27 protein-coding genes are annotated in these 24,803 nt (G+C 63.9%); 19 read left to right on the forward strand and 8 right to left on the reverse strand.

Going from position 1 to position 24,803, the window contains the following annotated elements; all coding sequences use genetic code 11:
- Window position 1 precedes the first annotated feature (1 nt).
- Both V1283_RS00200 and V1283_RS00205 read left to right on the forward strand, forming a co-directional pair.
- On the forward strand, window positions 2-1,237 hold the full coding sequence (locus V1283_RS00200; protein WP_442895685.1) for a DUF1501 domain-containing protein: 1,236 nt from the start codon (window positions 2-4) through the stop codon (window positions 1,235-1,237).
- Between the two features lie 169 nt (window positions 1,238-1,406).
- Window positions 1,407-1,688, forward strand: coding sequence for a GIY-YIG nuclease family protein (locus V1283_RS00205; protein WP_057840923.1), 282 nt, complete (start codon window positions 1,407-1,409; stop codon window positions 1,686-1,688).
- A gap of 192 nt (window positions 1,689-1,880) precedes the next feature.
- On the opposite strand, the gene V1283_RS00210 is transcribed toward V1283_RS00205, so the two are convergent.
- The 3 genes from V1283_RS00210 to V1283_RS00220 form a co-directional block, all read right to left on the reverse strand.
- Entirely contained in the window at window positions 1,881-2,819 is a 939-nt protein-coding gene (locus V1283_RS00210; RefSeq protein WP_334384451.1) for an aldo/keto reductase, read from the reverse strand.
- Between the two features lie 286 nt (window positions 2,820-3,105).
- Window positions 3,106-3,567, reverse strand: a complete 462-nt coding sequence (locus V1283_RS00215; protein ID WP_334384452.1) for a GNAT family N-acetyltransferase — start codon at window positions 3,565-3,567, stop codon at window positions 3,106-3,108.
- A gap of 111 nt (window positions 3,568-3,678) precedes the next feature.
- Window positions 3,679-4,491 (reverse strand): PAS-domain containing protein, encoded by an 813-nt coding sequence (locus V1283_RS00220; RefSeq protein ID WP_334384453.1) that lies wholly within the window; start codon window positions 4,489-4,491, stop codon window positions 3,679-3,681.
- Window positions 4,492-4,694: 203 nt separating this feature from the next.
- Between V1283_RS00220 and V1283_RS00225 the strand changes: the two genes are divergently transcribed.
- Window positions 4,695-5,048 carry a DMT family protein gene (locus V1283_RS00225; protein WP_334384454.1) on the forward strand — a complete coding sequence of 118 codons (354 nt, stop codon included), beginning with the start codon at window positions 4,695-4,697 and terminating at the stop codon, window positions 5,046-5,048.
- Between the two features lie 31 nt (window positions 5,049-5,079).
- On the opposite strand, the gene V1283_RS00230 is transcribed toward V1283_RS00225, so the two are convergent.
- The 4 genes from V1283_RS00230 to V1283_RS00245 all read right to left on the reverse strand — a co-directional run bounded on the left by V1283_RS00230 (window position 5,080) and on the right by V1283_RS00245 (window position 7,529).
- Complete coding sequence (locus tag V1283_RS00230) at window positions 5,080-6,240, reverse strand: PQQ-dependent sugar dehydrogenase (RefSeq protein WP_334384455.1); 1,161 nt, start codon at window positions 6,238-6,240, stop codon at window positions 5,080-5,082.
- Window positions 6,241-6,308: 68 nt separating this feature from the next.
- Window positions 6,309-6,482, reverse strand: a complete 174-nt coding sequence (locus tag V1283_RS00235; protein WP_334384456.1) for a hypothetical protein — start codon at window positions 6,480-6,482, stop codon at window positions 6,309-6,311.
- 204 nt (window positions 6,483-6,686) lie between these two features.
- On the reverse strand, window positions 6,687-7,340 hold the full coding sequence (locus V1283_RS00240) for a glutathione S-transferase family protein (RefSeq protein ID WP_334384457.1): 654 nt from the start codon (window positions 7,338-7,340) through the stop codon (window positions 6,687-6,689).
- A gap of 12 nt (window positions 7,341-7,352) precedes the next feature.
- Window positions 7,353-7,529, reverse strand: a complete 177-nt coding sequence (locus V1283_RS00245; protein ID WP_334384458.1) for a hypothetical protein — start codon at window positions 7,527-7,529, stop codon at window positions 7,353-7,355.
- A gap of 492 nt (window positions 7,530-8,021) precedes the next feature.
- Here V1283_RS00245 and V1283_RS00250 point away from each other — a divergent pair, with 492 nt between their 5' ends.
- The 9 genes from V1283_RS00250 (at window position 8,022) to V1283_RS00290 (ending at window position 16,813) form a co-directional block, all read left to right on the forward strand.
- A complete protein-coding gene (locus tag V1283_RS00250) occupies window positions 8,022-9,224 on the forward strand; it encodes a pyridoxal phosphate-dependent aminotransferase (RefSeq protein WP_334384459.1) in 1,203 nt (400 codons plus the stop codon).
- A 234-nt stretch (window positions 9,225-9,458) separates the two neighbouring features.
- On the forward strand, window positions 9,459-9,977 hold the full coding sequence (locus V1283_RS00255; RefSeq protein WP_334384460.1) for a DUF992 domain-containing protein: 519 nt from the start codon (window positions 9,459-9,461) through the stop codon (window positions 9,975-9,977).
- Between the two features lie 181 nt (window positions 9,978-10,158).
- Window positions 10,159-10,635 (forward strand): DUF992 domain-containing protein, encoded by a 477-nt coding sequence (locus V1283_RS00260; protein WP_334384461.1) that lies wholly within the window; start codon window positions 10,159-10,161, stop codon window positions 10,633-10,635.
- 93 nt (window positions 10,636-10,728) lie between these two features.
- Window positions 10,729-11,607, forward strand: a complete 879-nt coding sequence (locus tag V1283_RS00265) for a class I SAM-dependent methyltransferase (protein ID WP_334384462.1) — start codon at window positions 10,729-10,731, stop codon at window positions 11,605-11,607.
- Complete coding sequence (locus tag V1283_RS00270; protein ID WP_334384463.1) at window positions 11,600-12,220, forward strand: TetR/AcrR family transcriptional regulator; 621 nt, start codon at window positions 11,600-11,602, stop codon at window positions 12,218-12,220. The genes V1283_RS00265 and V1283_RS00270 overlap by 8 nt, the downstream gene beginning before the upstream one ends.
- A gap of 205 nt (window positions 12,221-12,425) precedes the next feature.
- Entirely contained in the window at window positions 12,426-14,474 is a 2,049-nt protein-coding gene (locus tag V1283_RS00275; protein WP_334384464.1) for an elongation factor G, read from the forward strand.
- Window positions 14,475-14,556: 82 nt separating this feature from the next.
- Complete coding sequence (locus tag V1283_RS00280; protein WP_334384465.1) at window positions 14,557-15,399, forward strand: shikimate dehydrogenase; 843 nt, start codon at window positions 14,557-14,559, stop codon at window positions 15,397-15,399.
- Between the two features lie 132 nt (window positions 15,400-15,531).
- A complete protein-coding gene (locus tag V1283_RS00285) occupies window positions 15,532-16,110 on the forward strand; it encodes a hypothetical protein (RefSeq protein ID WP_442895832.1) in 579 nt (192 codons plus the stop codon).
- A gap of 103 nt (window positions 16,111-16,213) precedes the next feature.
- Window positions 16,214-16,813: a hypothetical protein gene (locus V1283_RS00290; protein ID WP_334392913.1), complete on the forward strand. Its 600-nt coding sequence runs from the start codon at window positions 16,214-16,216 to the stop codon at window positions 16,811-16,813.
- A 119-nt stretch (window positions 16,814-16,932) separates the two neighbouring features.
- Here V1283_RS00290 and V1283_RS00295 read toward each other — a convergent pair whose 3' ends face one another.
- Window positions 16,933-18,069, reverse strand: coding sequence for an alpha-hydroxy acid oxidase (locus V1283_RS00295; protein ID WP_334384467.1), 1,137 nt, complete (start codon window positions 18,067-18,069; stop codon window positions 16,933-16,935).
- A 135-nt stretch (window positions 18,070-18,204) separates the two neighbouring features.
- Between V1283_RS00295 and V1283_RS00300 the strand changes: the two genes are divergently transcribed.
- The 7 genes from V1283_RS00300 (at window position 18,205) to V1283_RS00330 (ending at window position 24,680) form a co-directional block, all read left to right on the forward strand.
- A complete protein-coding gene (locus V1283_RS00300; RefSeq protein WP_334384468.1) occupies window positions 18,205-18,384 on the forward strand; it encodes a hypothetical protein in 180 nt (59 codons plus the stop codon).
- Between the two features lie 215 nt (window positions 18,385-18,599).
- Window positions 18,600-19,946, forward strand: coding sequence for a phosphoglucosamine mutase (gene glmM, locus V1283_RS00305; RefSeq protein WP_334392914.1), 1,347 nt, complete (start codon window positions 18,600-18,602; stop codon window positions 19,944-19,946).
- 145 nt (window positions 19,947-20,091) lie between these two features.
- Window positions 20,092-21,354 (forward strand): MFS transporter, encoded by a 1,263-nt coding sequence (locus tag V1283_RS00310; protein ID WP_334384469.1) that lies wholly within the window; start codon window positions 20,092-20,094, stop codon window positions 21,352-21,354.
- A 296-nt stretch (window positions 21,355-21,650) separates the two neighbouring features.
- On the forward strand, window positions 21,651-22,484 hold the full coding sequence (locus V1283_RS00315) for an outer membrane protein (protein WP_334384470.1): 834 nt from the start codon (window positions 21,651-21,653) through the stop codon (window positions 22,482-22,484).
- A 211-nt stretch (window positions 22,485-22,695) separates the two neighbouring features.
- Window positions 22,696-23,520 (forward strand): outer membrane protein, encoded by an 825-nt coding sequence (locus V1283_RS00320; RefSeq protein WP_334384471.1) that lies wholly within the window; start codon window positions 22,696-22,698, stop codon window positions 23,518-23,520.
- Between the two features lie 81 nt (window positions 23,521-23,601).
- On the forward strand, window positions 23,602-24,192 hold the full coding sequence (locus V1283_RS00325) for a glutathione S-transferase family protein (RefSeq protein ID WP_334384472.1): 591 nt from the start codon (window positions 23,602-23,604) through the stop codon (window positions 24,190-24,192).
- Between the two features lie 17 nt (window positions 24,193-24,209).
- Complete coding sequence (locus tag V1283_RS00330) at window positions 24,210-24,680, forward strand: GNAT family N-acetyltransferase (protein ID WP_334384473.1); 471 nt, start codon at window positions 24,210-24,212, stop codon at window positions 24,678-24,680.
- The last annotated feature ends 123 nt before the right edge of the window (window positions 24,681-24,803 follow it).

Raw genomic sequence — 24,803 nt, forward strand, 5'->3', positions numbered from 1 at the left:
CATGGAAACGACAATGGATTGCTGCGAAGACATGCGATCGCCGGCGACGTCGCGGCGCGCGGTGTTGCTCGGCGGCGCCTCTTTTGCGGCATGGGCCTATTTGCCGAAATTCGCCCGCGCCGCCGACGGCCGGGATCCACGGCTGGTGGTCGTGATCCTGCGCGGCGCGCTGGATGGACTCGCCACCGTCGCGCCGACTGGCGATCCTGACTATGCCGGCCTGCATGGTTCGATCGCGTTGTCGTCGAGCGGCCCGAACGCGGCGTTGCCGCTGGACTCGTTTTTCGCGCTGCATCCGGCGATGCCGGAATTTGCGCGGATGTATCGCGAGAAGAAGGCTGCGGTAATTCACGCGGTGGCGACGTCGTACCGCGACCGTTCGCATTTCGACGGGCAGGACGTGCTCGAAAGCGGCTTTACGGGGCCGGGCCGGGTGCAGTCCGGCTGGCTCAACCGCGCGCTGGAAGGTCTGCCGAAAGGTGAGCGGGTGACGAGCGCGCTCGCGGTCGGCCCGACCACGCCGCTGGTGCTGCGCGGAGCCGCGCAAACCGTCGGCTGGGCGCCGGTCGCGCTGCCGCAGGCTGCGGAAGATACCGCGATGCGGCTGGTCGAGCTTTACCAACACCGCGATCCCGCGCTGGCGAGCGCGTTGAAGCAGGGCCTCGCACTCGACAAGGCCGCGCAAGGCGACGACATGAAGCCCAAGCCGGGCATCAATGGCGTCGGCGCGATGCGGCTGGTGGCACGCGGCGCCGCAAAGCTGATGGCCGCCGACGACGGCCCCCGCATCGGCGCGCTTGCCTTCGACGGCTGGGATACCCATGCCAATGAGGGCGGACCTGTAGGGCGGCTGGCGCAACTGCTCGGCGGCCTCGACGGCGCATTGGCGGAATTCGAAACCGGGCTGGGGCCACGCTGGCGCGACACCGTGATCGTGGTCGCCACCGAATTCGGCCGCACCGCACGCGTCAACGGCACGCAAGGCACCGACCACGGCACCGGCACCATCGCACTGCTCGCCGGTGGCGCAGTGAAAGGCGGGCGCGTGATCGCGGACTGGCCGGGGCTGAAGCCCGCCAATCTCTATCAGGGCCGCGATCTTGCGCCGACCACGGATCTGCGCGCGGTGATGAAGGGCGTGCTGAAGGATCAGTTCGGGCTGGCGGAGCGGGTGCTGACGGAGAGTGTGTTTCCCGACAGTGCTGCATTGAAGCCGATGCAGGGATTGGTGGGGTAGGTGCCAGCTTCAATGAAAGTGTCGTCCCTGCCTAGTGCGCAATTGCGCACGGGCGCAGGGACCCATTACCACAGGCCTTCGTGGTAAAGTGTTGGCTACCGCAGCACATCGATGGATCACGCGGTATGGGTCCCTGCGTTCGCAGGGACGACAACAATTGCGATTGCGCATGTATTACGTTTACATCCTCGCGAGCCGGCGGCATGGGACCCTGTATATCGGGGTGACCAATTCGCTTTCGAAACGGATGGAGCAGCATCGCAACGGCGAAGGCTCATCGTTCGTCAAAACCTATGGCGTTTATCGGCTGGTTTATGTCGAGGCGTTCGAGCGGCCGGATGAAGCGATTGCCCGTGAAAAACAGCTCAAGCGCTGGAAGCGGGACTGGAAGATCGAACTAATCGAGCGCGAGAATCTGGAATGGCGCGATCTCAGCGATCTGATTGTTTAAAGGAAGCCGACTCTCTCTCCCGTCGTCCCTGCGAACGCAGGGACCCATACGCCGCGGCCGGCGTGAGGGCACAGTGGGAGACGGCTTCGGTTCCGCAAGCGACAACGGGTGTTGGGCAACGCAGAGCGTCAGCGACCGCGCGCCCTCGATAGATCACGCGGTATGGGTCCCTGCGTTCGCAGGGACGACAACCTATCTCGTAATCCCGTCGATCTCCGCCAGTTCCTCCGCGCTCAGCGTCCAGCCGATGGCTTTCACGTTCTGCTCGACCTGTTCGACGCGGGTGGCGCCGGCGATGACGCTTGAGACTTGCGGGCGGGAGGCGAGCCAGGAGAAGGCGAGTTCGAGCATGGTGTGGCCGCGGGCTTGCGCGAATGCCTGCAGCTGTTCGACGATGTCCTCGTTGCGCGCCGTGACGTAGCGGTCCTTCAGCGCGGGTGCTTTCGCAAAGCGGGTGTCGTCGGGGACGGCGGCGCCGCGCTTGTATTTGCCGGTGAGGAGCCCGCTCGCGAGCGGGAAGAACGGCAGCAGACCGAGTTTGTATTCCGTTGCTGCCGGCAGCAGATCCTTTTCGATGCCGCGCACCACGAGGCTGTATTCGTCCTGGCAGGAAACGAAGCGGCTGACGTTCATCTGCCGCGCCATCATTTCCGCTTCCGCGATGCGCCAGGCCGGAAAATTCGAATTGCCGATGTAGCGGACCTTGCCCTGGCGGACGAGATCGTCGAGCGCGCGCAGCGTCTCTTCCATCGGCGTCAGGGGATCGTAATCATGCTGCTGGTAGAGATCGATATAGTCGGTCTTCAGCCGCGTCAGGCTGGCCTCGACGGCGGACATGATGTAGCGGCGCGAGGCGCCCTGCTTGGTGCCGTCGGTTGCCATCGGTTTGGAATATTTCGTCGCCAGCACGATGTCCTTGCGGCGGTCGCCGAGCACGGTGCCCAGCACGGTCTCGGAGCCGCCCATGCCGGCATAGATGTCGGCGGTGTCGAACAGGGTGATGCCGAGGTCGATCGCCTTGTGGATCACCTTGCGCGAGGTTTCGAGATCGGTGCGCTGGCCAAAGTTGTTGCAGCCGAGGCCGACGGCGGAAACGCGCAGGCCGGAGCCGCCGAGGTTGCGAATTTGCATGGATCGATCCTGTGGGAAGCACGCGGGGAGAGGGGCCATCATTGTGGCCCGCGCGGCTACGACCCGCAAGCAGCGGTGCTATCGGCCTTTATGCTTGGCAGCCATGCGGCACAAAAAGATGCGGCCCCGGTCAGACGCGGCGACTGACGGGGGCCGCTTGGGGCGCGTGATCTGAGACGGGGGGCCTGATCAGACGCGGGTGCAACCTAGCCGCGCTATGTTACGCCGCCGTGACAACCGGACTTATCCACAGCCCGCCTGATGGGGCCGTTTTCACAAAAGCGTGTCAGAACAGCCTGCGGTAAACGACGAAGCCGGAACGCTCCGCCACCTTGTCGTAGAGCTGCATGGCGGTGTGGTTGGTCTCGTGCGTCTGCCAACGGACGCGGGAAGATCCGGCCAGTTTCGCTTGTTCGTACACGCCGTTGATCAAGGCGCGGCCGACGCCCTTGTTACGCGCCGCGGCGCTCGTGAACAGATCCTGCAGATAGCAGTTCGGCTCGATCATTGTCGTGGAGCGGTGAAACAGGTAGTGCGTCAGCCCAAGCAGCTCGCCGCCGCTCTCGGCGACCAGCGCATGCACCGGCTCGTAGGCGTCGAAGAAGCGCGCCCAGGTCATAGCCGTGATCTCGGGCGCCAGCGCGGTTGCGCCCGAGCGGCCGTAGAAGCCGTTGTAGCCGTCCCACAGCGGAAGCCATTGCGCGTAGTCCTGACGGGTGACGAAGCGGATGGTGAGGTCGCCGGACATTGAGCGATTCCGTTTTGCTCGGAGGTGACGCGTCGGGACGCGCGATGTCCGTTCATTACTACAGAAAGGGCGGGAGGGGATCAACGTCGCGAGGGCGCCAGCGTGCCGCCGCTATTCCGCGGCGCCGAGGTGCTGGGCGAGGCTGCGATGGCTGCCGCGCAGCGCGCGGTAGTAGTCGCCGCTGTCGGGATCGTCGCTGTGGCGAACGAGATCGGTGACCGGCGTATAGCTCAGCATGCGTCCGCCATCGGGCAGCGCCGTGCAAATGAAGCGCAGCACCTGTCCGTCGGCGAGATTGATGTTGATCGGCGTGGAATCGCCGACCCGGATCATTTCAGTGCGCTTGGCGATGAACGCGCTCAGCTCGTCCTCGGGCAGTTGCCAGGCGCCGGTGTCGCGGCCGTGATACATCAGCGCGATGAAGGGCGGCTTGCTGTCGGCCTGCGCGTCGGACAAAGCGAAATAGTCGCGGAAGGCGCGGTTGATGAATTCGGCGCGGGTATCGGAATCGAGCAGCACGATGCCGATATCGACCTGGTCGAGCGCGGCCGACAGCCGGTCCGCGGTGGCGTGGTGCTTCTTCTCCCAGGCGAATGCGTCGACCCATTTCTGCCGCAACAGGCCGGTGATCAGCGCGGTGCCGCCGGCGGTCGCCGCCAGCAGCAGCATGCGCGCCAGGTCCGATATGTCGTAACCGGGCGCGGCGCGGTGGTTGAGGAAGAGCAGCGCGGAAGACGAAACTGCAATGATGGCGCTGGCCATGCCGGAGACGATGCCGCTGATGGAAGCGGCAAGCGCTACGATGCAGACGAACAGCGGCGCGGGATTGGGGATGGAGACGACATGCCGGTCGACGAGGAAGGCGAGCACCGCCGTCGCTGTCGTAAGAGCCGGACCAGAGATTGCGCGCCAGTTCACCTGCATGCCCGTTCTCGCCACTTGCCGGGAATAAGGCGCAAGCATGCCCGATTGTTGCGATTGTGCACGCCTTTCCGCCGCCAGTCTTAAGAGGGCGTTGCGGGGATGCGGCGGGCTTTCGCATTTTTGAAATCAAATGCTATCGAGGCAGGGAACGGGGTACCGCACCCGACCATTGAGCCGCACGACATTTTGCAAAGAGGACATCGATGCCCACTGTTTCCCCGGCGCTGCTGCCGATCCTGATGCTGTTTGCCTCCAACGTCTTCATGACCTTTGCCTGGTACGGCCATCTGAAATTCAAGCAGAGCCCGCTGCCGACGGTCGTGCTGGTGAGCTGGGGCATCGCCTTTGTCGAATACTGGCTGGCGGTGCCGGCCAACCGCTGGGGCAGCGCGGTCTATTCGGCGGCGCAGCTCAAGACCATCCAGGAGGTGATCACGCTTCTGGTGTTCGCCGGCTTCTCGGTGCTCTATCTGAAGGAGCCGCTGGGCTGGAATCACGCACTCGGTTTTCTTTTCATTGCCGTTGGCGCGTTTCTGATTTTTCACAAATGGACGTGAGTTGGTTGCGGCGGCGAACCTGACCCGGACGTCACTTTGCAACCGGCGCCACCCGCAACACCCGTCCGTTCGAACTATCCGTCAGCAGCCACAGCGCGCCGTCCGGCCCCTGGCGGACGTCCCTGATACGCTCATGCAGGTTTTGCAGCAGGCGTTCCTCCGACGTCACTGTGTTGCCGTTCAGCGTCAGCCGCACCAGCATCGCGCCGCGCAGCGCGCCGGTGAACAGGCTGCCGTTCCATTTCGGAAACAGCTTTCCGGTGTAGAAGGCCATGCCCGACGGCGCGATCGACGGCACCCAGTATTTGAGCGGCTGCTCCATGCCGTCCTTGGCGGTTGCGTCGTGGATCTTGGCGCCGGAGTAATCGATGCCGTAGCCGATCACCGGCCAGCCGTAGTTCTTGCCTTTCCCGATCAAATTGACCTCGTCGCCGCCGCGCGGGCCGTGCTCGATTTCCCAGAGCTCGCCGGAGGTGGGATGGATCGCGAGGCCTTGTGGATTGCGATGGCCGTAGCTCCAGATCTCCGGCCTGGCGTCGGCGCGGCCGGCGAACGGGTTGTCTGCGGGCACCGAACCATCCGGCGCGATCCGGATCACCTTGCCGAGATGATTGGCGAGGCTTTGCGCCTGATCGCGATAGGTGAAGTGTTCGCCCAGCGTGACGAACAGATTGCCGTCGTCGGCCTGCGCGATGCGGCAGCCGTAATGATTGCCTGACGACAGTGGCCCCTGCTGGCGGAAGATGATCTTGACCTCGTCGAGCCGGTCCTTGCCGTCGTTGAGATTGGCGCGCGCGACCGCGGTGCGTCCGCCGCCATCGGTCCGCTCGGCAAAGCAGAAATAGATGGTCTTGTTCTGCGCAAAGGATTTGTCGATGGCGACGTCGAGCAGGCCGCCCTGGCCCGATGCCCACACTTCCGGGACGCCCTTGAGCGGCGGCGAGATCTGTCCTTCCACCGTGACGATGCGCATGCGGCCCGGACGCTCGGTCACCAGCATCGTTCCGTCTGGCAGGAACGCCAGCGCCCATGGATTGACGAGGCCCCTTGCGATGGTGCGAACCTCGAGTTCGCCCGCCGACGAGCCGAACGCCGGTTCTTCGCCGCGGGTGCTGGTGGCGATCAGGAACGAAACCGCGAGCAGGATCGCTAGCGCCAGCGCGGCCGTCACAAGGCCGACAGGTGTCTTCATGCGGGTCCAATCGCGATGCCGATCATCGCGCGTTCGCTAATGATGCAAACAAAAAAAGCCGCAAGCTGTCACGGAAAGGGCATCGCAACGGTGGCCCTGATCGACAGCACCGTCAGGGTGACCACGAGGCAAAGCGATAGCGTGCCGATCGCGAGCGATGTGGCGATGGCACCAAGCAATCGGGAAGAAGCGACGGGCGCTCGGCTGCTCTCGAAGCCGACCGCGCCGGATGACCGCATCATTGGCCTAAATCCTTGTAACGCGGGACGAATCACCCGCGACTCACGCGACGTCAGGAAAATCTTGCAATGATCACCGGCAACATTGCGGCGGGTCAGCCGTTGAAAATGGCAAAATCGCGGCAAAGGTTAACGTTGTGCCCGCTATTGTTAACCTTTGGCGGCGTGCTCGCGCGAAAGTGAGGAGGCTGGCTGCGGGCGGCGCGGTTATGCGCCGGCCGCGATGCCGGCCTGGTCGTCGACCTCGACCTCCGGCTGCCAGTCCATGGTGACAAAGCCGGGGGTCTGCTCGACCCGCCGCAGCCAGGCGCGGATGGCGGGGAAGGTCGCGAGATCATAATCGCAGCGGTCGGCGACGTGGGTGTAACCGTACAGCGCGATATCGGCGACCGTCAGTTGCCCGGCGGCGAAATAGCTGCAGGTCTTGAGATGGTTTTCCATCACCTGCAGCGCGGCATAGCCGCGCTCCATCCAATCCTCCAGCGCATGCGTCTGCAAGTCGCGGCCGCCCTTGACCAGCGACAGCCAGAAATAGGCGGCGCCGATATTGGGCTCGAGCGCGTGCTGCTCGAAGAACATCCATTGCAGCGCTTCGGCGCGCTCGATCCGTGACTCCGGCGCCAGCGAAGTGCCGCCGCAGACATACCAGAGGATGGCGTTGGACTCGGCGAGGTAGCGTCCATCGGCGACTTCCAGCAGCGGCACCTGTCCGCTCGGATTCTTTTCCAGGAAATCCGGTGTGCGGCTTTCGCCTCGGAGAATGTCGACTTCGATCGCCTGATACGGCGCGTTGAGCAGCGCCAGCGCAAGGCGGACCTTGTAGCTGTTGCCGGAGCGCTGCATCGAATAGAGCTTGTACATCGTCGTTTAAGTTCACTCGGGGATCGAGGGGCGCACGCCGTCGGCGAACTGCGCGAAGCTCTCGCGCCGCAACGCGGCTAAACAATGATGCCGATACGAATGCGTCGCAAGGCCCGCGGAATGGAAAAAGTCGAAAACCTCTACTGCACTGCACGCGCGCAGCATGCCATGCCACAGCGTATCGATCACGTGAACGAGAGCGAAGGCGCAAACCGATGCAAGCCTTCGCGACCAGGCTGCCTGCGTCCGCTTCCGGCGTGAGCGGAAGGGAATCCGAATCGCTGACGAGACACCCTGGCGTTGAATCCACATTGGCCGCGAAGAGGCGAGCGCCGTGCCATGCGCCACTTGCGTGGTGGAGAACCGGATGCCCTGGCGGCCTCCCGCGGCGGCCGTGCAGGACAGCGGCCCCGGGGCCAACAGCCGCGCTCGCCATCGCGGTCCCTGTCAAAACTTCAGCCTCGGCGATCCCTTGTCAGATATGAGTCAATCCGGCACGGAACTTTGCGAATATTGCGCCGATATTGCTCCGACCGTACCGAGCTCGCGCGGCGTTCCCTAAAGTTTGACCCGTATCCGGCCAAGCTTCTTGCGATGCAGCGCGCAGCGCCTTAGGGTGCGGCGTTCCCATCAAAAAGAGTCGTGAATTCCAGAGGTCACGACGTTTGCCAGGAGATGATGATGCCCTTCCTGTCCGCCTCGCTCGCCCGTGTGAAGCCGTCCGCGACGATCGCGGTCACGGATAAAGCGCGCGCGCTGAAAGCGGCGGGGCGCAACGTCATTGGCCTCGGCGCCGGCGAGCCGGATTTCGACACGCCCGCCAACATCAAGCTGGCGGCAATCCGTGCCATCGAGGCCGGCAAGACCAAGTACACCGATGTCGGCGGCATTCCCGAGCTGAAGGAAGCCATCATTGCCAAATTCCAGCGCGAGAACGGCCTCACCTACAAGCCGAACCAGATCATCGTCGGCACCGGCGGCAAGCAGGTGCTCTACAATGCGCTGATGGCGACGCTTAACCCCGGCGATGAGGTCATCATCCCGGCGCCGTACTGGGTCAGCTATCCCGAGATGGTGGCGCTGGCCGGCGGCGAGCCGGTCGCCGTGGTGTGCCCGGCGTCGAGCGGCTTCAAGCTGCGCCCCGACGATCTGGAAAAGGCGATCACGCCGAAGACCAAGTGGATCATCCTGTGCTCGCCGTCGAACCCGACCGGCGCCGCCTACACCCGCGCCGAGTTGAAGGCGATCACCGACGTGCTGGTGAAGCATCCGCATGTCTGGGTGATGACGGACGACATGTATGAGCACCTGGTCTATGACGACTTCCAGTTCGCAACGCCGGCGCAGGTCGAACCGAAACTGTACGAACGCACGCTCACGGTGAACGGCGTGTCGAAGGCCTATTGCATGACCGGCTGGCGCATCGGCTATGCCGGCGGCCCCGCCGACCTGATCAAGGCGATGCAGACGATCCAGTCGCAGTCGACCTCGAACCCGTCGTCGATCGCGCAGTGGGCTTCGGTGGAAGCGCTGAACGGTCCGCAGGACTTCATCCCCGTGCACAACAAGGTGTTCAAGGAGCGGCGCGACCTCGTGGTGTCGATGCTGAATCAGGCCAAGGGCATCGAATGCCCGCGGCCCGAGGGCGCATTCTATGTCTATCCGTCCTGCGCCGGCACCATCGGCAAGACTTCGCCGTCCGGCAAGGTGATCGCCAACGACGAGGATTTCGTCACCGAGCTTCTGGAGAGCGAAGGCGTCGCCGTCGTGCAGGGGTCTGCGTTCGGTCTCGGCCCGGCATTCCGGATTTCCTACGCGACCAAAACCTCCGACCTCGAAGACGCCTGCAAGCGCATCCAGCGCTTCTGCGGCAATTTGCGATAAGCATTTTCGAGTCCCAAGCCTGTCCCGCATGTTGATGCGGGATGGGTTTCGGCCCGCGTCAAGAAACGCGTCAGAAAAAAGACGTTTCTAATCACATCACGCGTGCACGATGTTTTGATCGCTTCTGATCGAAGCGCCATGTTTTTTACGGAAGCGCCATGTTTTCGACACGGCGTTTCCATCCTGTCCGCTCCGCTAAATTTGTTCATCAACATGATGCGGAGACTGGGACACATGCGACTCCTGACATTGACACTCGCCACGCTTTCGCTGCTCGCGCCGATCGCGACCGCCGGCGCGGCGCCGCCGGTTCGCGCCGGCATCCTGCAATGCCAGGGCGGCCAGAATGTCGGCTTCGTGGTCGGTTCGGTGACCAGCCTCGAATGCGTGTTTCAGAGCGAAGGCCGCCGGCCCGAACCCTACATCGCCAAGGTGCAGCGCATCGGTCTTGACCTCGGCGTCACCGCGCAGACCCAGCTTTCCTGGGCCGTGAATGCGCCGAACAGCCGGCTCGGGCGCGGCGAACTCGCCGGCAGCTATGGCGGCGTCGGCGCCAATGCATCGATCGGCGTCGGCGGCGGCGGCAACTTCCTGGTCGGCGGTCCGTCCAACGCCTACGCGCTGCAGCCGCTTAGCGTGCAAGGCCAGACCGGGCTGAATGTCGCCGCCGGTATCGCCGGTCTCGAGCTGCAGCCGTTCTACGGCAACGGTCCGCGCCGGCACCACCATCGCGGGCATCACCGCCGCAGCTGAGAATGACACGTTAAGGAAAAGGCCCGCGCAAGCGGGCCTTTTTCGTTTCAGGACGCGGCGCACCCCCGGCGGCAAATTCTGGCACGGCCCCAGATGTTGTGGCATAGAACGGAAAGCGCCGCGGGCACGGCGCCATTCTTGATTCTCTGCTCGCATCACTTTTTCAGCCGGAGATTACTTCATGCGTCGCTCCATCATCCTTGCCGCTCTCTTCGTGCTGGCTACCTCCATCAGCGGCGCCCATGCGCAGCAGGTGCAGCGCGTGCAGGTGGGCGTGCTGGAGTGCCGCGGCGGCGCCAGTGTCGGTTTCGTCGTCGGCTCCGTCACCAATCTCGGCTGCGTGCTGCGCGCCGAGGGCATGCCGGAAGACCGCTACATCGCCACCATCCGGAAAGTCGGGCTCGATCTCGGCATCACCCAGGAATCGGCGCTGGCCTGGGGCGTGTTCGCGCCCGTGGCGCGGCTGGGGGCGGCCGGCCTTTCCGGCGACTATGTCGGCGCGCAGGGCAGCGCGACGCTCGGCGTCGGTGTCGGCGGCAACGTGCTGGTCGGCGGCTCCGAGAATTCGATCGCGTTGCAGCCGCTGAGCGTGCAGGGGCAGGTCGGGGTCAGCGTTGCTGCCGGACTGGAAAGTCTGGAACTGCGGCCGGGGCGCTAGTTAACCGCACTTCATTTTCGCCATGGGACGTCTTGACCCGCGACTGCGCTTGGTCTTAAAAAGAATAAACGTTCTTTTTGAGGAGGTCGCGAAATGCTGCAGCATCAGCCAAGCCGGACCGCCGAATACATGGCCATGTTCCGGGCGTCGGAGCATGCGAAGGGTGCCGGACGACGCGTGTTTACCGATCCGCTGGCCGTCGCGCTGTTGCCGGGAAGCTTGCGGCTGCCAGCCAAACTGCTCGCGGTCCGTCCCGTAGGCGAAATGCTCAACCGCTACATTGACGGGCGATGGCCGGGCGCGCGCACCTCCGGCATCGCCCGCACGCGGCTGATCGACGACTGGATCGAGGAATCGACCGGACAGGCCGAGCAGGTCGTGTTGCTCGGTGCGGGTTTTGATACGCGGGCCTGGCGGCTTGCCGCGCTCGATGCCGTCAGGGTTTTTGAAGTGGATCACCCCGCAACGGCAAAGGTGAAACAAGAGCGGCTGCAGGCTGCCGGAGCCGATCTGAACCGGGTGAGCTTTGTCGCCGTCGATTTCGAGATCGATGATTTCGAACAGCGTCTGCGCGATGCCGGCTTCGATCCGGCACGGCGCACGATCGTCGTGTGGGAAGGCGTCAGCCAGTATCTGACCGGCGAGGCGGTGTGCGGCGTGATACGCTGGGCGGGCCGGCTCGCGCCGCGCAGCCGGTTCATCTTCACCTATGTTCATGAGGGCGCGATCGACGGCAGCGTCGCGTTCGATGGCGCGGACAAGGTCATCGCCAAGGTCGACGGCTCGGGCGAACCCTGGCGGTTCGGCTTGCTGCCGAACGAATTGCCGGACTTCCTGCGCGAGCGCGGGCTGAGGCTGGTGAGCGATCTCGGCGCCGATCAATACCGGGAGCGGGTGATGGGACAAGCCGGCCGCAACATGCAGGGCTACAGCTTCTATCACACGGTGCTTGCGGAAGTCGGCGATGCCTAGGATATCGGCGGCGCGCGCCAACGAGCAGCGCGGGCGCATCCTCGATGCCGCGCTGACATGCTTTGCGCGCGAAGGCTTTCATGCGGCAACCGTGCAGGACATCGTCGAGGAGTCAGGGCTTAGTCCCGGCGCGATCTACGGCTATTTCAAAGGCAAGACCGAGATCGCGATGGCGATCGCTGCCGAACGCCACGCGATGGAACGCCGGCGCATGGAATTCGCGCTGGCCGCGCCTGACATCGACACCGGCCTGCGACGTCTCGTCGAAGGCTTCGTGCTCGAATTGCGCACGCCTAAGGAAAGGCGATGGCGCCATCTGGCCGTGCAGCTTTGGGCGGAGAGCCTTTCCAATCCGCGATTGAAGCGCGAAGCGCTTGCGGGGGTTTCGCAGGCCGTGGACGTGTTGGCGCCGATGATCGCAGAGGCGCAACGACAGGGGCGTTGGCCGTCGCATCTCGATCCGCCTTCGGCCGCCCGCGTCATGGTCGCGGTCCTGCAAGGCATTTCGCTGCAGCTTGCCTGGGACGGGCGCGTCGATATCGAGCGCTTCGCCGTCGCGCTGCTAACCATGCTCGATCCGCGTTCGGACGGATCGGGTACGGCGACCGGCTGAGCGGGATCCAGTTGAGTTCCAGACCGGGAAGGCGGTGAGCGGACCCAAAAGCATACCTAATACCGGCGTGCCGAGGTGGACGTCGACATATACGACTGTATGCACTGCAGCGAATTTTTCCCGCTTGCCAAAACCTCAGGACAGGCGGAGCATCAGAGGTCGCCGACCCAATCACGGGCCGAGCTCCAAAAGTAAGGAGGCGGCAATGGGACAAGACGTCAGAAGTCCCCGTGGTCCACGGTGCATCGCGCTGGTGGGCCCTTTCCAAAGCGGTAAGACCACACTTCTAGAGGCCATACTGGCGCGAACGGGCGCCATTAAAAATGCCGGCAGCGTCGATGCCGGAACTTCCGTAGGCGATGCCAGCCCCGAGGCGCGCCATCACAAGATGGGGGTAGGCCTTTCCGCCGCCACCACCACCTTCATGGGCGACAGTTACACCTTTATCGATTGTCCCGGCTCGATCGAGTTCGCGCATGACATGCGCGCCGCGCTGCCTGCGGTCGATGCCGCGGTCGTGGTCTGCGAGGCGGACGAGAAGAAGCTGCCGCAACTGCAGATCATCCTGCGTGAGCTCGAGGATCTCGGCATTCCCCGTTTTCTGTTTCTGAACAAGATCGACCGCGCCAACAAGCGTATCCGCGAGACGCTGGCGACGCTGCAGCCGGCCTCGCGCGTGCCGCTGGTGCTGCGGCAGATTCCGATCTGGAACGGCGACTTGATCGAGGGCTTTGTCGACCTCGCGCTGGAGCGCGCCTTCGTTTACCGGGAACACAAGCCGTCCGAGGTCGTAGCACTCGAAGGCGGCAATCTCGACCGCGAGAAGGAAGCGCGGTTCTCGATGCTTGAAAAGCTCGCCGACCACGACGACGCGCTGATGGAGCAGTTGCTGGAAGACATCCAGCCGCCGCGCGACGCGGTGTTCGACGACCTCGCCCGCGAATTGCGCGAAGGCCTGATCTGCCCGGTGCTGCTCGGTGCTGCGGCGCGCGAAAACGGCGTGCTGCGGCTGATGAAGGCGCTGCGGCATGAAGCGCCCGGCGTTGCCGAGACGGCGAAACGGCTCGGCGTATCCGCGCAAAAGGAAGCGCTGGCCTACGTGTTCAAGACCCTGCATCTGCAGCACGGCGGCAAGCTGTCGCTGGTGCGGCTGCTCGCCGGGCATCTCGATGACGGCGCGACGCTGCAATCTTCCTCCGGTGAGGCCGGGCGGGTTTCCGGTATTCTCGCGGTGAGCGGCGGGCACGATACCAAGCGGCCCGCGGCGGAGGCCGGCGACACGATCGCGCTCGGCAAGCTCGACGCGATCAAGACCGGCGACTCGCTGTCGAGCGGCAAGACCGCGCCGCCGGCGCTGGTCCATGTCGAGCCGACGCCGCCGGTGCTGGCGCTGTCGCTTGCGGCGACCGACCGCAAGGACGACGTCAAGCTCGGCCAGGCGCTGCTGCGGCTGAACGAGGAGGATCCGTCGCTGACGATGATCCAGAACCAGCAGACCCACGACATCGTGCTGTGGGGGCAGGGCGAGATGCATCTGCGCGTCGCGCTCGAGCGGCTCAAGGACCGTTTTGGCGTCAACGTCAAATCGCAGCCGCCGGCGATCGGTTATCAGGAGACCATCCGCAAATCGGCTACCCAGCGCGGCCGTCACAAGAAGCAGTCCGGCGGCCATGGCCAGTTCGGCGACGTGGTGCTGGAGATCAAGCCGATGCCGCGCGGAAGCGGCTTCGAGTTCCACGAGAAGGTGGTCGGTGGCGCCGTGCCGCGCAACTATATCGGCGCGGTCGAGGAGGGCGTGGTCGACAGCCTCGTGCGCGGGCCGCTCGGTTTTCCAGTGATCGATCTTCATGTCACCCTGACGGATGGCTCCTATCACAGCGTCGATTCCTCCGACCTCGCCTTCCGCACGGCGGCGCGGATCGGTATGGGTGAGGCGCTGCCGCAGTGCCAGCCGGTGCTGCTGGAGCCGATCCACATGGTGGAGATCGTCTGCCCGACGGAGGCGACGGCGAAGATCAACGCCATCCTGTCGGCGCGGCGCGGCCAGATCCTGGGCTTCGATACCCGCGAAGGCTGGCCCGGATGGGATTGCGTCCGCGCCACCATGCCGGAGGCGGAGATCGGCGACCTGATCGTGGAGTTACGGTCGGCCACCGCCGGCGCCGGCGGGTTCACGAGGGCGTTCGACCGCATGGCCGAAGTCACCGGCCGCGCCGCCGACCAGATCATCGCCGCGCACCGCGTCGCGGCGTGAGAGACGGCTTATGAGATGTCGATGATCTGGTCTCCGGACCATGGTCATTGACAGCGCCCGCCGCTTGCCTGATGTGACAGGCATGACCAGTGGAACAAAACCCCCCGCCGCCTGCCTGATCGGATGGCCGGCCGCGCATTCGCGCTCGCCGCTGATCCATCATTACTGGCTGCGGACGCTCGGCATCGCGGGCGGCTATGTCATCGAGGCGGTGCCGCCCGACGAGTTCAAGGATTTCATCTTCCGCCTGTCGCTGCGCGGCTTTGTCGGCGCCAACGTCACCATGCCGCACAAGGAGCGCGCGCTTGCGCTGTCGAAGCCGGATGAGCGGGCGCGTGCGGTCGGCGCGGCCAATACGCTGTGGTTCGAGAATGGCGAGCTCTGCTCGACCAATACCGACGTCGAAGGGTTCATCAACAATCTCGACGCCAGCGCGCCCGGCTGGGACGGTTGCGAGGACGCGCTGGTGCTCGGCGCCGGCGGTGCGGCGCACGCGGTGGTGTTCGGTTTGCTCGACCGCGGCATCAAGCGCGTGCATCTCGCCAACCGCACCATCGAGCGCGCCCGCGCGCTGGCGGATGAATTCGGCGCGAGCGTTGTCCCCGTGGCATGGGACGCGCTCGGCGATCTGCTGCCGCGCACCGGGCTGCTGGTGAATACGACCTCGCTCGGCATGAAGGGCCAGCCGGCGCTCGAACTCGATGTCGGGCGGTTGCCGTCACACGCCGTCGTCGCCGATCTCGTGTACGTGCCGCTCGACACGCCATTGCTCACCGCCGCCCGCGCCCGCGGGCTGAAGACGGCCGACGGGCTCGGCATGCTGCTGCACCAGGCGGTGCGCGGCTTCGAATTGTGGTTCGGGCAGCGCCCAGAGGTGACGGCGGAACTTCGCGTGCTGGTCGAGGCCGATCTCACAAATACATGATCGGCTGATCGCGGAGACTTGAGCCGGAATTTTTTTGAAATGCCGGGGTCAAATGGTTACGTCACTGCCACCGGAGACTTCAGCATGACCGCCCGTCGCTTTCAGTTCGTTCGCCCGCTTGTCGCAGTCGCGATGGTCGCCGGCTCCACGATCTACGCCATTGCCCAGCAGCCGCCCACGCCGACGCGCGTTCGCGGTACCATCGAAGCCGTCGATGGCGACGTGCTTGCCGTGAAGTCGCGGGGCGGCGAGGACGTCAGGCTGCATATGACCGGCGATCTCAGGATCGTGGGGATCACCAAGATCTCGCTGTCGGATATCAAGGTCGGTTCCTTCATCGGCACCACTACTGTGCCGGGACCGGATGGCAGCCAGAATGCGGTGGAGGTGCATGTGTTTCCGGAAGCGATGCGCGGCACCGGCGAGGGCTCGCGGCCCTATGACCTGCGGCCCAACTCCACCATGACCAACGCCACGGTGGCGGAGTCCGTGGTCGGCAATGACGGTCACACCTTGATGGTCAAATACAAGGACGGCGAGAAGAAAGTCGTGGTCTCCCCGGAGACGCCGGTCGTGACCTATGTCCCCGCCGACAAGTCCGACCTCAAACCCGGCGCCAAGGTGATCGCTTTCATGAAGAAGCTGCCGGACGGCTCGTTCGAGACCAACCGCGTCAGCGTCGGCCGCGACGGGCTGACCCCGCCGATGTGAAGTCACCGCCTGGAATAGCACCTCCCGTGCGGTGTTTGCGTTGAGTTGGGCGCCAATTACACCTCGGAGGAATACCATGCTGAAATCTTCTTCTTGGCCGCGGATGCTCGCGGCCTCGCTGACCTTTGTCACCCTGCTTGGATCGGTGGCGTGGGCGCAGCAGCCGCCGACGGTCCGGATTCGCGGCACCATCGAGGCGGTCGACGGACCCATGCTGTCGATCAAGTCGCGCGAGGGCACCGACATGAAGGTGCGGGTCACCGATAATGTCGCGGTGTTCGGCGTCGCCAAGACCGAACTCTCGGAGATCAAGGAAGGTTCCTACATCGGCGTCACCGCGATGCCGGAGCCGGACGGCACCCAGAAGGCGGTCGCGGTGCATATTTTCCCGGAGAACCAGCGCGGCGCGGCCGAAGGCTTTCGGCCCTGGGATCAGCGGCCGAACTCGACCATGACCAACGCCACCGTCGCCCAGACGGTGAAGGGCACCGACGGCCAGAACATTTTGGTCAAGTACAAGGACGGCGAAAAGAAAGTCGTGGTGCCGCCGGGTACGCCGATCGTCACCTTCGTCGCCGGCGACAAGTCCGAACTGAAGCCGGGCGCCAAGATCATCATCTTCGGCGCGGCGAAGAAGGACGACGGCACGCTGGAAGCCAATCGCGTCAATGTCGGGCGGGACGGCATCACACCGCCGATGTGACCCGTAGGGTCATTCCGGGGCGCGCGAAGCGCGAACTATGATGCGCAATTGCGCATCTGGGAATCTCGAGATTCCGGGTTCGATGCTTCGCATCGCCCCGGAATGACTGCGCTTTGTATTCACACCGCCAGCACGTTATCGTCGATCTCGGCGATCGTATTGACGCCGCACAATCCCATGGTGGTGAGCATTTCCTTGGCGATGATGTCGAGCGCCTTGGTGACGCCGGCCTGTCCGCCGGCCCCTAAGCCATAGGCATAGGCGCGGCCGATCATGCAGGATTTGGCGCCGAGCGCGAGCGCGCGCACCACGTCCTGGCCGGAGCGGATGCCGCCGTCGAACATGATTTCCATCTGCGAGCCGACGGTGTCGACGATCTCGGGCAGCACCTCGATCGATGACGGCGCGCCGTCGAGCTGGCGGCCGCCATGGTTGGAAACGACCAGCGCCTGCGCGCCGGTTTTCGCGGCGAGTTCGGCGTCCTCGACGTCCAAAATGCCTTTCAGGATCAGCTTGCCCGGCCAGATCGAGCGGATCCAGTCGATGTCCTTCCAGTTCAGCGAAGTGTCGAACTGCGACGCGGTCCATTCCGACAGCTTGGTAAGGTCCTCGGTGCCTTTGACGTGGCCGACGATGTTGCCGAAGCTGCGGCGCTTGCCGCGCAGCACGCCGGCAACCCATGACGGCTTGCTGGCGAAGTCGAGCAGTTTCGACAGCGACCATTCCGGCGGCACCGTCATGCCGTTCTTGATGTCCTGGTGGCGCTGCCCGATCACCTGCAGGTCGACGGTCAGCACCAGCGCCGAGCATTTGGCCGCGATCGCGCGCTCGATCAGCGACTTGATGAAGCCGCGGTCCTTCATCACGTAGAGCTGGAACCAGAACGGCTTGTCGACGGCGGCTGCGATGTCCTCGATCGAACAGATCGACATCGTGCTCTGGGTGAAGGGAATGCCGGCGGCCTGCGCGGCGCGGCAGGCATGAATCTCGCCGTCGCCATGCTGCATGCCGAGCAGGCCGACAGGCGCCAGGATCAACGGCATCGCGGCCGGCTCGCCGAGGATATTGGTGGAGAGATCGCGCTTGGAGACATCGACCAGGATGCGCTGGCGGAACTTGATCTGCGCAAGATCCTCGGAATTGGCGCGCAGCGTGTCCTCGGTGTAGGAGCCGCGGTCGGCGTAGTCGAAAAACGCCTTGGGAACCCGGCGCTTGTGCAACTGGCGCAGATCCTCAATGCAGGTGATGTGCTTCATGGACGTCCCGGCCCTTCTTGAACTTCTTCGCTGCGTTGTCATCTAGCATGGTTGGATGGTCAGCCAAATCGCATCTGCCGAATCGCATCGCTTATCGTGTCGCCTGGGCGCCATTCCCGACGGGAGGACATTCCCATGACCGGACCGCGCGTAGTTGCCCCAGTCGATGCCGGCTTGGCCGATCGCGAGGAAAAGCGCCGGCTCGACGACGCCCTGGAGGAGGGCCTGAAAGAGACCTTTCCGGGGTCCGACCCGGTCAATGTCACCCAGCCAGCGCCCTCGAAGGGGGACCGCCACGTCAAGCGAGGGAACTAGCACGCCAGGGCGGGCGCGGCCGTTTCCGTAAAATATCCATTTATTACAAATGCTTATGCGTTGATTGCGGCCGCGTCCGGCGGTAATGATTCATCATATTTTTTGAAGCCATTTTAGCGGCCGAGGGATTATAACCGCTGGACGCTACGATGGTGGGCGTTCGGGGATTCGTGGCCGTGATGGCCTGAAGAAGCCCTGGAATGGCTGGGGGTCACATGAGCCGCAAATATTTCGGTACCGACGGAATTCGGGGCCGTGCCAATGGTCTGATCACGCCGGAGCTAGCGCTCAAGGTGGGGCAGGCGGCCGGCCTGGTGTTCCAGCGTGGCGACCACCGCCACCGCGTCGTCATCGGCAAGGACACCCGGCTCTCCGGCTACATGATCGAATACGCGATGGTGGCCGGCTTTACCTCGGTCGGCATGGATGTGCTGCTGCTCGGCCCGATGCCGACGCCGGCGGTCGCGATGCTCACCAAGTCGATGCGCGCCGATCTCGGCGTGATGATTTCAGCTTCGCACAATCTGTTCGAGGACAACGGCATCAAGCTGTTTGGTCCGCAGGGATTCAAATTGTCCGACGACGTCGAAAAGCAGATCGAGCAGTTGCTCGACGAGCCGATCGACCGCCGTCTCGCGCAAAGCGCCAGCCTCGGGCGCGCCCGCCGCATCGACGGCGTGCATGACCGCTACATCGAATTCGCCAAGCGCACGCTGCCGCGCGAGCTCTCGCTCGACGGTTTGCGCGTCGTGATCGATTGCGCGCACGGCGCGGCCTACAAGGTGGTGCCGGAAGCGCTGTGGGAATTGGGCGCCGACGTCATCGCGATGGGCGTCGAACCGGACGGTTTCAACATCAACAAGGAATGCGGCTCGACCTCGCCGGAAGCGCTGGCGAAGAAGGTGCGCGAGATGCGCGCCGATATCGGCATCGCGCTCGATGGCGACGCCGATCGCGTCATCCTGGTCGACGAGCGCGGCCATGTGGTCGATGGCGACCAGTTGCTCGCGGTGATCGCGCAAAGCTGGAAGGAAGACGGACGTCTCGCCAAGCCCGGCATCGTCGCCACCGTGATGTCCAATCTCGGGCTCGAGCGTTTTCTCGAAGGGCAGGGCCTCGGCATGGTGCGTACGCCGGTCGGCGACCGCTACGTGCTCGAGCAGATGCTGACGCAGGGCTACAATCTCGGCGGCGAACCCTCGGGCCATATCATTCTCTCGGACTACGCCACCACAGGCGACGGCTTCGTCGCCGCGCTGCAGGTGCTGGCCGTGGTGCAAAAACTTCGCCGTCCGGTGTCGGAAGTCTGCCACCGTTTCGATCCGCTGCCGCAGATCCTGAAGAACGTGCGCTACCGATCCGGCAAGCCGCTCGACCATGCCGAGGTGAAATCGGCGATCATGGACGGCGAGAACCGTCTCAACGGCCACGGCCGGCTGCTGGTCCGTTCGTCCGGCACCGAGCCTGTGATCCGCGTGATGGGCGAGGGCGACGACCGCATCCTGGTTGAGGACGTCGTCGATCAGATCGTCACCGCGCTCGGCCACGCCGCGGCGGCATAAGCCAGCTTTATTCCGACGGTACGGAGTCGCTGATCGCTGCTGCGACAACGCATCGCAGCCATAAGCTATTGATGCTGGTCGCGACGATGGTGCGGCCGTAGAACACGGGACATTGCCTGTCCGCGATTCTTTTCGGGAATGCGCCTTGAACAAGCCTGTCATCGTCTCAGAGGAAACAGCGACCGCGCCGGTGGTCGTGCTGGATGCGACGCCAGGCTTCGCCGCCAAGGCGGCTGTCGCGGGGCCGGCCTATGTCGTGCTGACGGGCATCAGCTTCTCGCATTTCCTCAACGACACCATGCAGTCGCTGATCGCCTCGGTCTATCCGATCCTGAAGGATGCTTACGCGCTGGACTACGGGCAGATCGGCATGATCACGCTGGCGTTCCAGTTTACCGCGTCGCTGCTGCAACCCGTCGTCGGGCATTTCACCGACAAGAAGGCGCAGCCGTTCTCGCTCGCTATCGGCATGGGTTTTACCTTCTTCGGATTGCTGCTGCTGAGCGTCGCGCACCTCTATCCCATCATCCTGATCGCGGCGGCGCTGGTCGGGCTTGGCTCGGCGGTGTTCCATCCGGAGTCGGCGCGGATCGCGCGGCTGGCTTCGGGCGGGCGTTACGGCTTTGCGCAATCGGTGTTTCAGCTCGGCGGCAGTTTTGGCACGTCGATGGGGCCGGTGCTCGCGGCGCTGATCGTAGTGCCGTTCGGTCAGCCGAGCATTGCCTGGTTTTCATCGATCGCGTTTCTGGCGATCGTGATCCTGTGGCGGATCGGCGTCTGGTACAAGCCGCAGATTACGACCAAGAAATCCGTGGCGGTCGAGCGCCATCCGGACCATCCGGATTCACGACGGGTCAAAATCGCGCTCGCGGTGCTGGTGGCGCTGCTGTTCTCAAAGCAGCTCTACGTGTCGAGCCTGTCGAGCTATTACATCTTCTACCTGATCGACAGGTTTCAGGTGTCGACGCAGGCAGCCCAGCTCTATCTCTTCATCTTCCTTGCCTCCAACGCGGCGGGGGCGTTCTTCGGCGGGCCGCTCGGTGACCGCTATGGCCGCAAATACGTCCTCTGGTTCTCGATCCTCGGCGCGCTGCCGTTTACGCTGGCGCTGCCCTATGCCGGCCTTGTCGGAAGCGCGGTGCTGACCGTGTTCATCGGCCTCATCCTCTCCTCCGCGACGTCCTCGATCATCGTGTTCGCACAGGAATTGATGCCGCACCGCTTCGGGATGATCTCGGGCGTGTTCTTCGGCGTCGCCTTCGGCATCGGGGGGCTTGGCGCAGCCGTACTCGGCAAGCTCGCCGATCACACCGGGATCGCTTACGTCTATCATATCTGCGCGTTCCTGCCCGCGCTGGGATTGCTCGCGGTGTTCCTGCCGAAGATGCCTCAACCTGTTGTGCGCTGAGCACGTGCGCTGACGCGTGCCGCGGGCGAGGGGTGCTGCGTCAACAAAATCTTAACACCGCTATAGCGCGCGAAATCCATCGTTAGGGTGTGTGGCGGTTTTCTACCGTTCTCTGTGCGCGCGAATGCATCAACTCCCGCGTCGCGAAACACCTGCAGAGAAATCAGTTAGAGTTTGTCAACCTTAATAATTAGGGTTAAGCGCCGCTTAAGCATTTAATGGCATCGTCCGCCCGTGAGTTTTTGGAGTGGGGCTTTTTTCGCAGTCTGCCTCACCGGACAAAAGGACGAAGCCCGATGCGTAGCGTTAAGTCTTTCATTGCCGCCGGTGCGGCCACTTTGTTGTCCCAGGCGGCGTTTGCTGCCGACATGGCGATTGCGCCGCCGCCTTATGCTCCGCCGGTGGTTGAGGATTTCGGCGGCTGGTATCTGCGTGGCGACATCGGCTTCAGCAGCCAGCGTGTCGATCGTCTGAACAACAGGCTCGACTCCACACTCACCTCGTCGGTGCAGACCAACAACTTCAACAGCGCTGGCATCTTCGGCCTCGGCGTGGGTTACAGGGTCAACAACTGGTTCCGCGCTGATGTCACCGGTGAATACCGCGGCAACTCGCAGTTCTTTGGCACCGACCGCAACACGTTTGTGGGCGGCGTCGGCACCGACACCTATCACGCGACCAAGAGCGAGTGGGTCGTCATGGCCAACGCCTATGTCGATCTCGGCACCTGGTGGTGCATCACCCCGTTCATCGGCGCCGGCGTCGGCGGCGCGCGGGTGGCGATCAACGGCTTTACCGATCAGGGCATCGTCAGCAATCCCACGCCGCCCGGCCCCGCGCTGGCGGGCCTCGCCTTCGGCGACAACGTCGCGAAGTGGAATTTTGCCTGGGCGGCCCATGCCGGTCTCGCCTACAGGGTCACGCCGAGCTTCACCGTCGAACTCGCCTATCGCTATCTCGATATGGGCGATGGCCTGACGGGCGACCTTCGCGCGTTCGACGGCACCAACAACATCAACAACCCGACGACCTTCAAGCACATCACTTCGCATGACCTGAAGCTCGGCGTGCGCTGGGACCTGACCAGCCCGCAGGTCTACGCGCCGTCGCCGCTGATCCGCAAAGGTTAATCGCGACTTCCATTCGTTAACGATTGCCGAACGGCGCGGGTGTTTCCCGCGCCGTTTTGTTTTGGCGCATGCCGATTGCGGATGCAGGGCTGTACGAAAATGTTCGCCGGTTTTCCGACAAGATCTCGCCAAATGGATGCCGCGGGAACGATTGGTTAAGGTTAACAGGCGATGATCAACGCAAGTTCAGAGCGTCTGATGGAGCGTTGCGATGCGTCGATTGTTGCTGGTGGCTGTGATGTGCGGAGCGGCGAGTGTCGCCCAGGCGGCTGACATGCCGGACTTGCCGTTTCTCCGAGGCAGCTTCACCGAAGGGCTGAGCGCCTCGCGGGTCAATTGGCAGGGCTTCTATGTCGGCGGTCAGGCCGGTTATGGTTCGTCCGACGCAAAGTTCGCCGGCTCGAATGAGACCATGCTTGCCACCTTGCTGGACCATAACGTCATCCAGCAGATGCAGGTTTCGCAATGGAATCTCGGCCTCGGAGGGCAATCGGCGCGCTCGTCGGCCTTCGGCGCCTTCGCCGGATACAACTCGCAATGGGACGACGTCGTCATCGGCCTCGAAGTAAGTTACGTGCACGGCAAGTTCGGGGGAGCGTCTCGCGCGACCAAGGAACTGGTCAGCGGCTCGTCGTTGTCCGACGGCTTCTTCCACGATGTTGCCGTCGATTCATCGGCATCAATTTCGATTTCGGACATGGCGACCTTCCGTGCGCGCGCCGCTTACGCGTGGGGCTGCTTTCTGCCCTACATGTTCGGCGGATTCGCGCTCGGCAAAGCCGACATCACACGTTCGGTCACCGTCTATGATGCTGTCAGCCCCACGATAAATGGAGCTTTCACGCCGCTGGCAACATTGAGCGCCACGGATGCCGTGCACAATCATCTGATCTACGGTTACACGGCGGGCCTTGGCGTCGACGTCAATCTGGTCGGCGGTCTCTTCATGCGTGCGGAGTGGGAGTATATCCGCTTCACATCCCAGGTTGACACCAACATCAACACGGTCCGCGCCGGCCTCGGCTACAAGTTCTGATCCCGTCGCGGCGCCGATCCGGCGCCGTTGACAGATCTGCCGCCGCCTGTTGCAGTGTCGCCCTAACGAGGGTGGCGGCACATGAAGGTCTACGGCGATACCAATTCCGGCAATTGCCTCAAGGTGAAGTGGGTGTGCGACCATCTCGCGCTGCCCTACACCTGGATCGCGGTCGACACGCTCAAGGGCGAGACGCGAACCACGGAGTTCCTCAAGCTCAACGGCGCCGGCCAGGTGCCGACGATCGAACTCGACGATGGCCGCGCGCTGGCGCAATCCAACGCCATCATCCGCTATCTCGCGCGCGGTTCTCGTCTCATTCCGCAGGATGCGTTCGCGGAAGGGAAGATGGACGAGTGGCTGTTCTGGGAACAGTACAGCCATGAGCCCTACATCGCCGTCTGCCGCTTCCAGATGTTCTATCTGAAGAAGCCGGCCTCCGATCTCGACCCCGACAAGGTCAAGCGCGGCTATGCGGCGCTGGCGCGGATGGAGCACCAGCTTGCGCTGACGCCGTTTTTGGTTGGCGATGCCGTCTCGCTCGCCGACGTCTCGCTGCTGGCCTATACGCGCCTCGCACATGAAGGCGGCTTTCACCTCGACGGCTACGCCGCGGTGCGCCGCTGGATCGGCGCGACCGAAAAATTCCTCGGCCTGCCACCGGCGCGCTGACTACACCGGGAATTATCATGTCTGCCATCTCAGAGGTTTCCATCCGCCGTGCCCGCCGCGAGGATGTCGGTCCGATCGTCGCCATGCTGGCGGACGATCCGCTCGGCGGGCCTCGTGAGCGGATCGAGGATTCGTTGCCGCAATGCTATTTCACGGCGTTCGAGACGGTCGACCGCGACCCTGGCATCCAGCTTGTCGTCGCCGAGGACGGCGAGGGCGCCGTGGTCGGCTGCCTGCAGCTCTGCATTCTGCCGGGACTGAGTTCGCAAGGCGCCTCGCGCGGCCTGATCGAAGATGTCCGCGTCGCCAAACATTGCCGCAGCCGCGGCATCGGCGAGCAGTTGGTGCAGTGGGCGGTTGCCGAAGCGCGGGCCAAGGGATGCAAGGTGGTCGAACTGCTGACGCATCACACTCGCGTCGATGCGCAGCGATTTTATGAGCGGCTGGGCTTTGCGCGCAGCCATGTCGGCATGACCGTGCGGTTTTGATCGCCTGCGGTTGAAGCGTATCTGTGACGAATGCCTGAGGTAGTCGTCGCTGTGCGATCCGGTTAACAACCGATAAACTACGCGGGCGTCCGTGATTTTACGGAGCGGAACGTCTCCGCTATG

The organism is Bradyrhizobium sp. AZCC 2262, assembly GCF_036924535.1.
Taxonomy (GTDB): domain Bacteria; phylum Pseudomonadota; class Alphaproteobacteria; order Rhizobiales; family Xanthobacteraceae; genus Bradyrhizobium.

Excerpts from the sequence above, each read along its gene's own strand:
- V1283_RS00200 (WP_442895685.1), top strand. The coding sequence starts at position 2 with ATGGAAACGACAATGGATTGCTGCGAAGACATGCGATCGCCGGCGACG.
- V1283_RS00205 (WP_057840923.1), top strand. The coding sequence starts at position 1,407 with ATGTATTACGTTTACATCCTCGCGAGCCGGCGGCATGGGACCCTGTAT.
- V1283_RS00210 (WP_334384451.1), bottom strand. The coding sequence starts at position 2,819 with ATGCAAATTCGCAACCTCGGCGGCTCCGGCCTGCGCGTTTCCGCCGTC.
- V1283_RS00215 (WP_334384452.1), bottom strand. The coding sequence starts at position 3,567 with ATGTCCGGCGACCTCACCATCCGCTTCGTCACCCGTCAGGACTACGCG.
- V1283_RS00220 (WP_334384453.1), bottom strand. The coding sequence starts at position 4,491 with ATGCAGGTGAACTGGCGCGCAATCTCTGGTCCGGCTCTTACGACAGCG.
- V1283_RS00225 (WP_334384454.1), top strand. The coding sequence starts at position 4,695 with ATGCCCACTGTTTCCCCGGCGCTGCTGCCGATCCTGATGCTGTTTGCC.
- V1283_RS00230 (WP_334384455.1), bottom strand. The coding sequence starts at position 6,240 with ATGAAGACACCTGTCGGCCTTGTGACGGCCGCGCTGGCGCTAGCGATC.
- V1283_RS00235 (WP_334384456.1), bottom strand. The coding sequence starts at position 6,482 with ATGATGCGGTCATCCGGCGCGGTCGGCTTCGAGAGCAGCCGAGCGCCC.
- V1283_RS00240 (WP_334384457.1), bottom strand. The coding sequence starts at position 7,340 with ATGTACAAGCTCTATTCGATGCAGCGCTCCGGCAACAGCTACAAGGTC.
- V1283_RS00250 (WP_334384459.1), top strand. The coding sequence starts at position 8,022 with ATGCCCTTCCTGTCCGCCTCGCTCGCCCGTGTGAAGCCGTCCGCGACG.
- V1283_RS00255 (WP_334384460.1), top strand. The coding sequence starts at position 9,459 with ATGCGACTCCTGACATTGACACTCGCCACGCTTTCGCTGCTCGCGCCG.
- V1283_RS00260 (WP_334384461.1), top strand. The coding sequence starts at position 10,159 with ATGCGTCGCTCCATCATCCTTGCCGCTCTCTTCGTGCTGGCTACCTCC.
- V1283_RS00265 (WP_334384462.1), top strand. The coding sequence starts at position 10,729 with ATGCTGCAGCATCAGCCAAGCCGGACCGCCGAATACATGGCCATGTTC.
- V1283_RS00270 (WP_334384463.1), top strand. The coding sequence starts at position 11,600 with ATGCCTAGGATATCGGCGGCGCGCGCCAACGAGCAGCGCGGGCGCATC.
- V1283_RS00275 (WP_334384464.1), top strand. The coding sequence starts at position 12,426 with ATGGGACAAGACGTCAGAAGTCCCCGTGGTCCACGGTGCATCGCGCTG.
- V1283_RS00280 (WP_334384465.1), top strand. The coding sequence starts at position 14,557 with ATGACCAGTGGAACAAAACCCCCCGCCGCCTGCCTGATCGGATGGCCG.
- V1283_RS00285 (WP_442895832.1), top strand. The coding sequence starts at position 15,532 with ATGGTCGCCGGCTCCACGATCTACGCCATTGCCCAGCAGCCGCCCACG.
- V1283_RS00290 (WP_334392913.1), top strand. The coding sequence starts at position 16,214 with ATGCTCGCGGCCTCGCTGACCTTTGTCACCCTGCTTGGATCGGTGGCG.
- V1283_RS00295 (WP_334384467.1), bottom strand. The coding sequence starts at position 18,069 with ATGAAGCACATCACCTGCATTGAGGATCTGCGCCAGTTGCACAAGCGC.
- V1283_RS00300 (WP_334384468.1), top strand. The coding sequence starts at position 18,205 with ATGACCGGACCGCGCGTAGTTGCCCCAGTCGATGCCGGCTTGGCCGAT.
- glmM (WP_334392914.1), top strand. The coding sequence starts at position 18,600 with ATGAGCCGCAAATATTTCGGTACCGACGGAATTCGGGGCCGTGCCAAT.
- V1283_RS00315 (WP_334384470.1), top strand. The coding sequence starts at position 21,651 with ATGCGTAGCGTTAAGTCTTTCATTGCCGCCGGTGCGGCCACTTTGTTG.
- V1283_RS00320 (WP_334384471.1), top strand. The coding sequence starts at position 22,696 with ATGCGTCGATTGTTGCTGGTGGCTGTGATGTGCGGAGCGGCGAGTGTC.
- V1283_RS00325 (WP_334384472.1), top strand. The coding sequence starts at position 23,602 with ATGAAGGTCTACGGCGATACCAATTCCGGCAATTGCCTCAAGGTGAAG.
- V1283_RS00330 (WP_334384473.1), top strand. The coding sequence starts at position 24,210 with ATGTCTGCCATCTCAGAGGTTTCCATCCGCCGTGCCCGCCGCGAGGAT.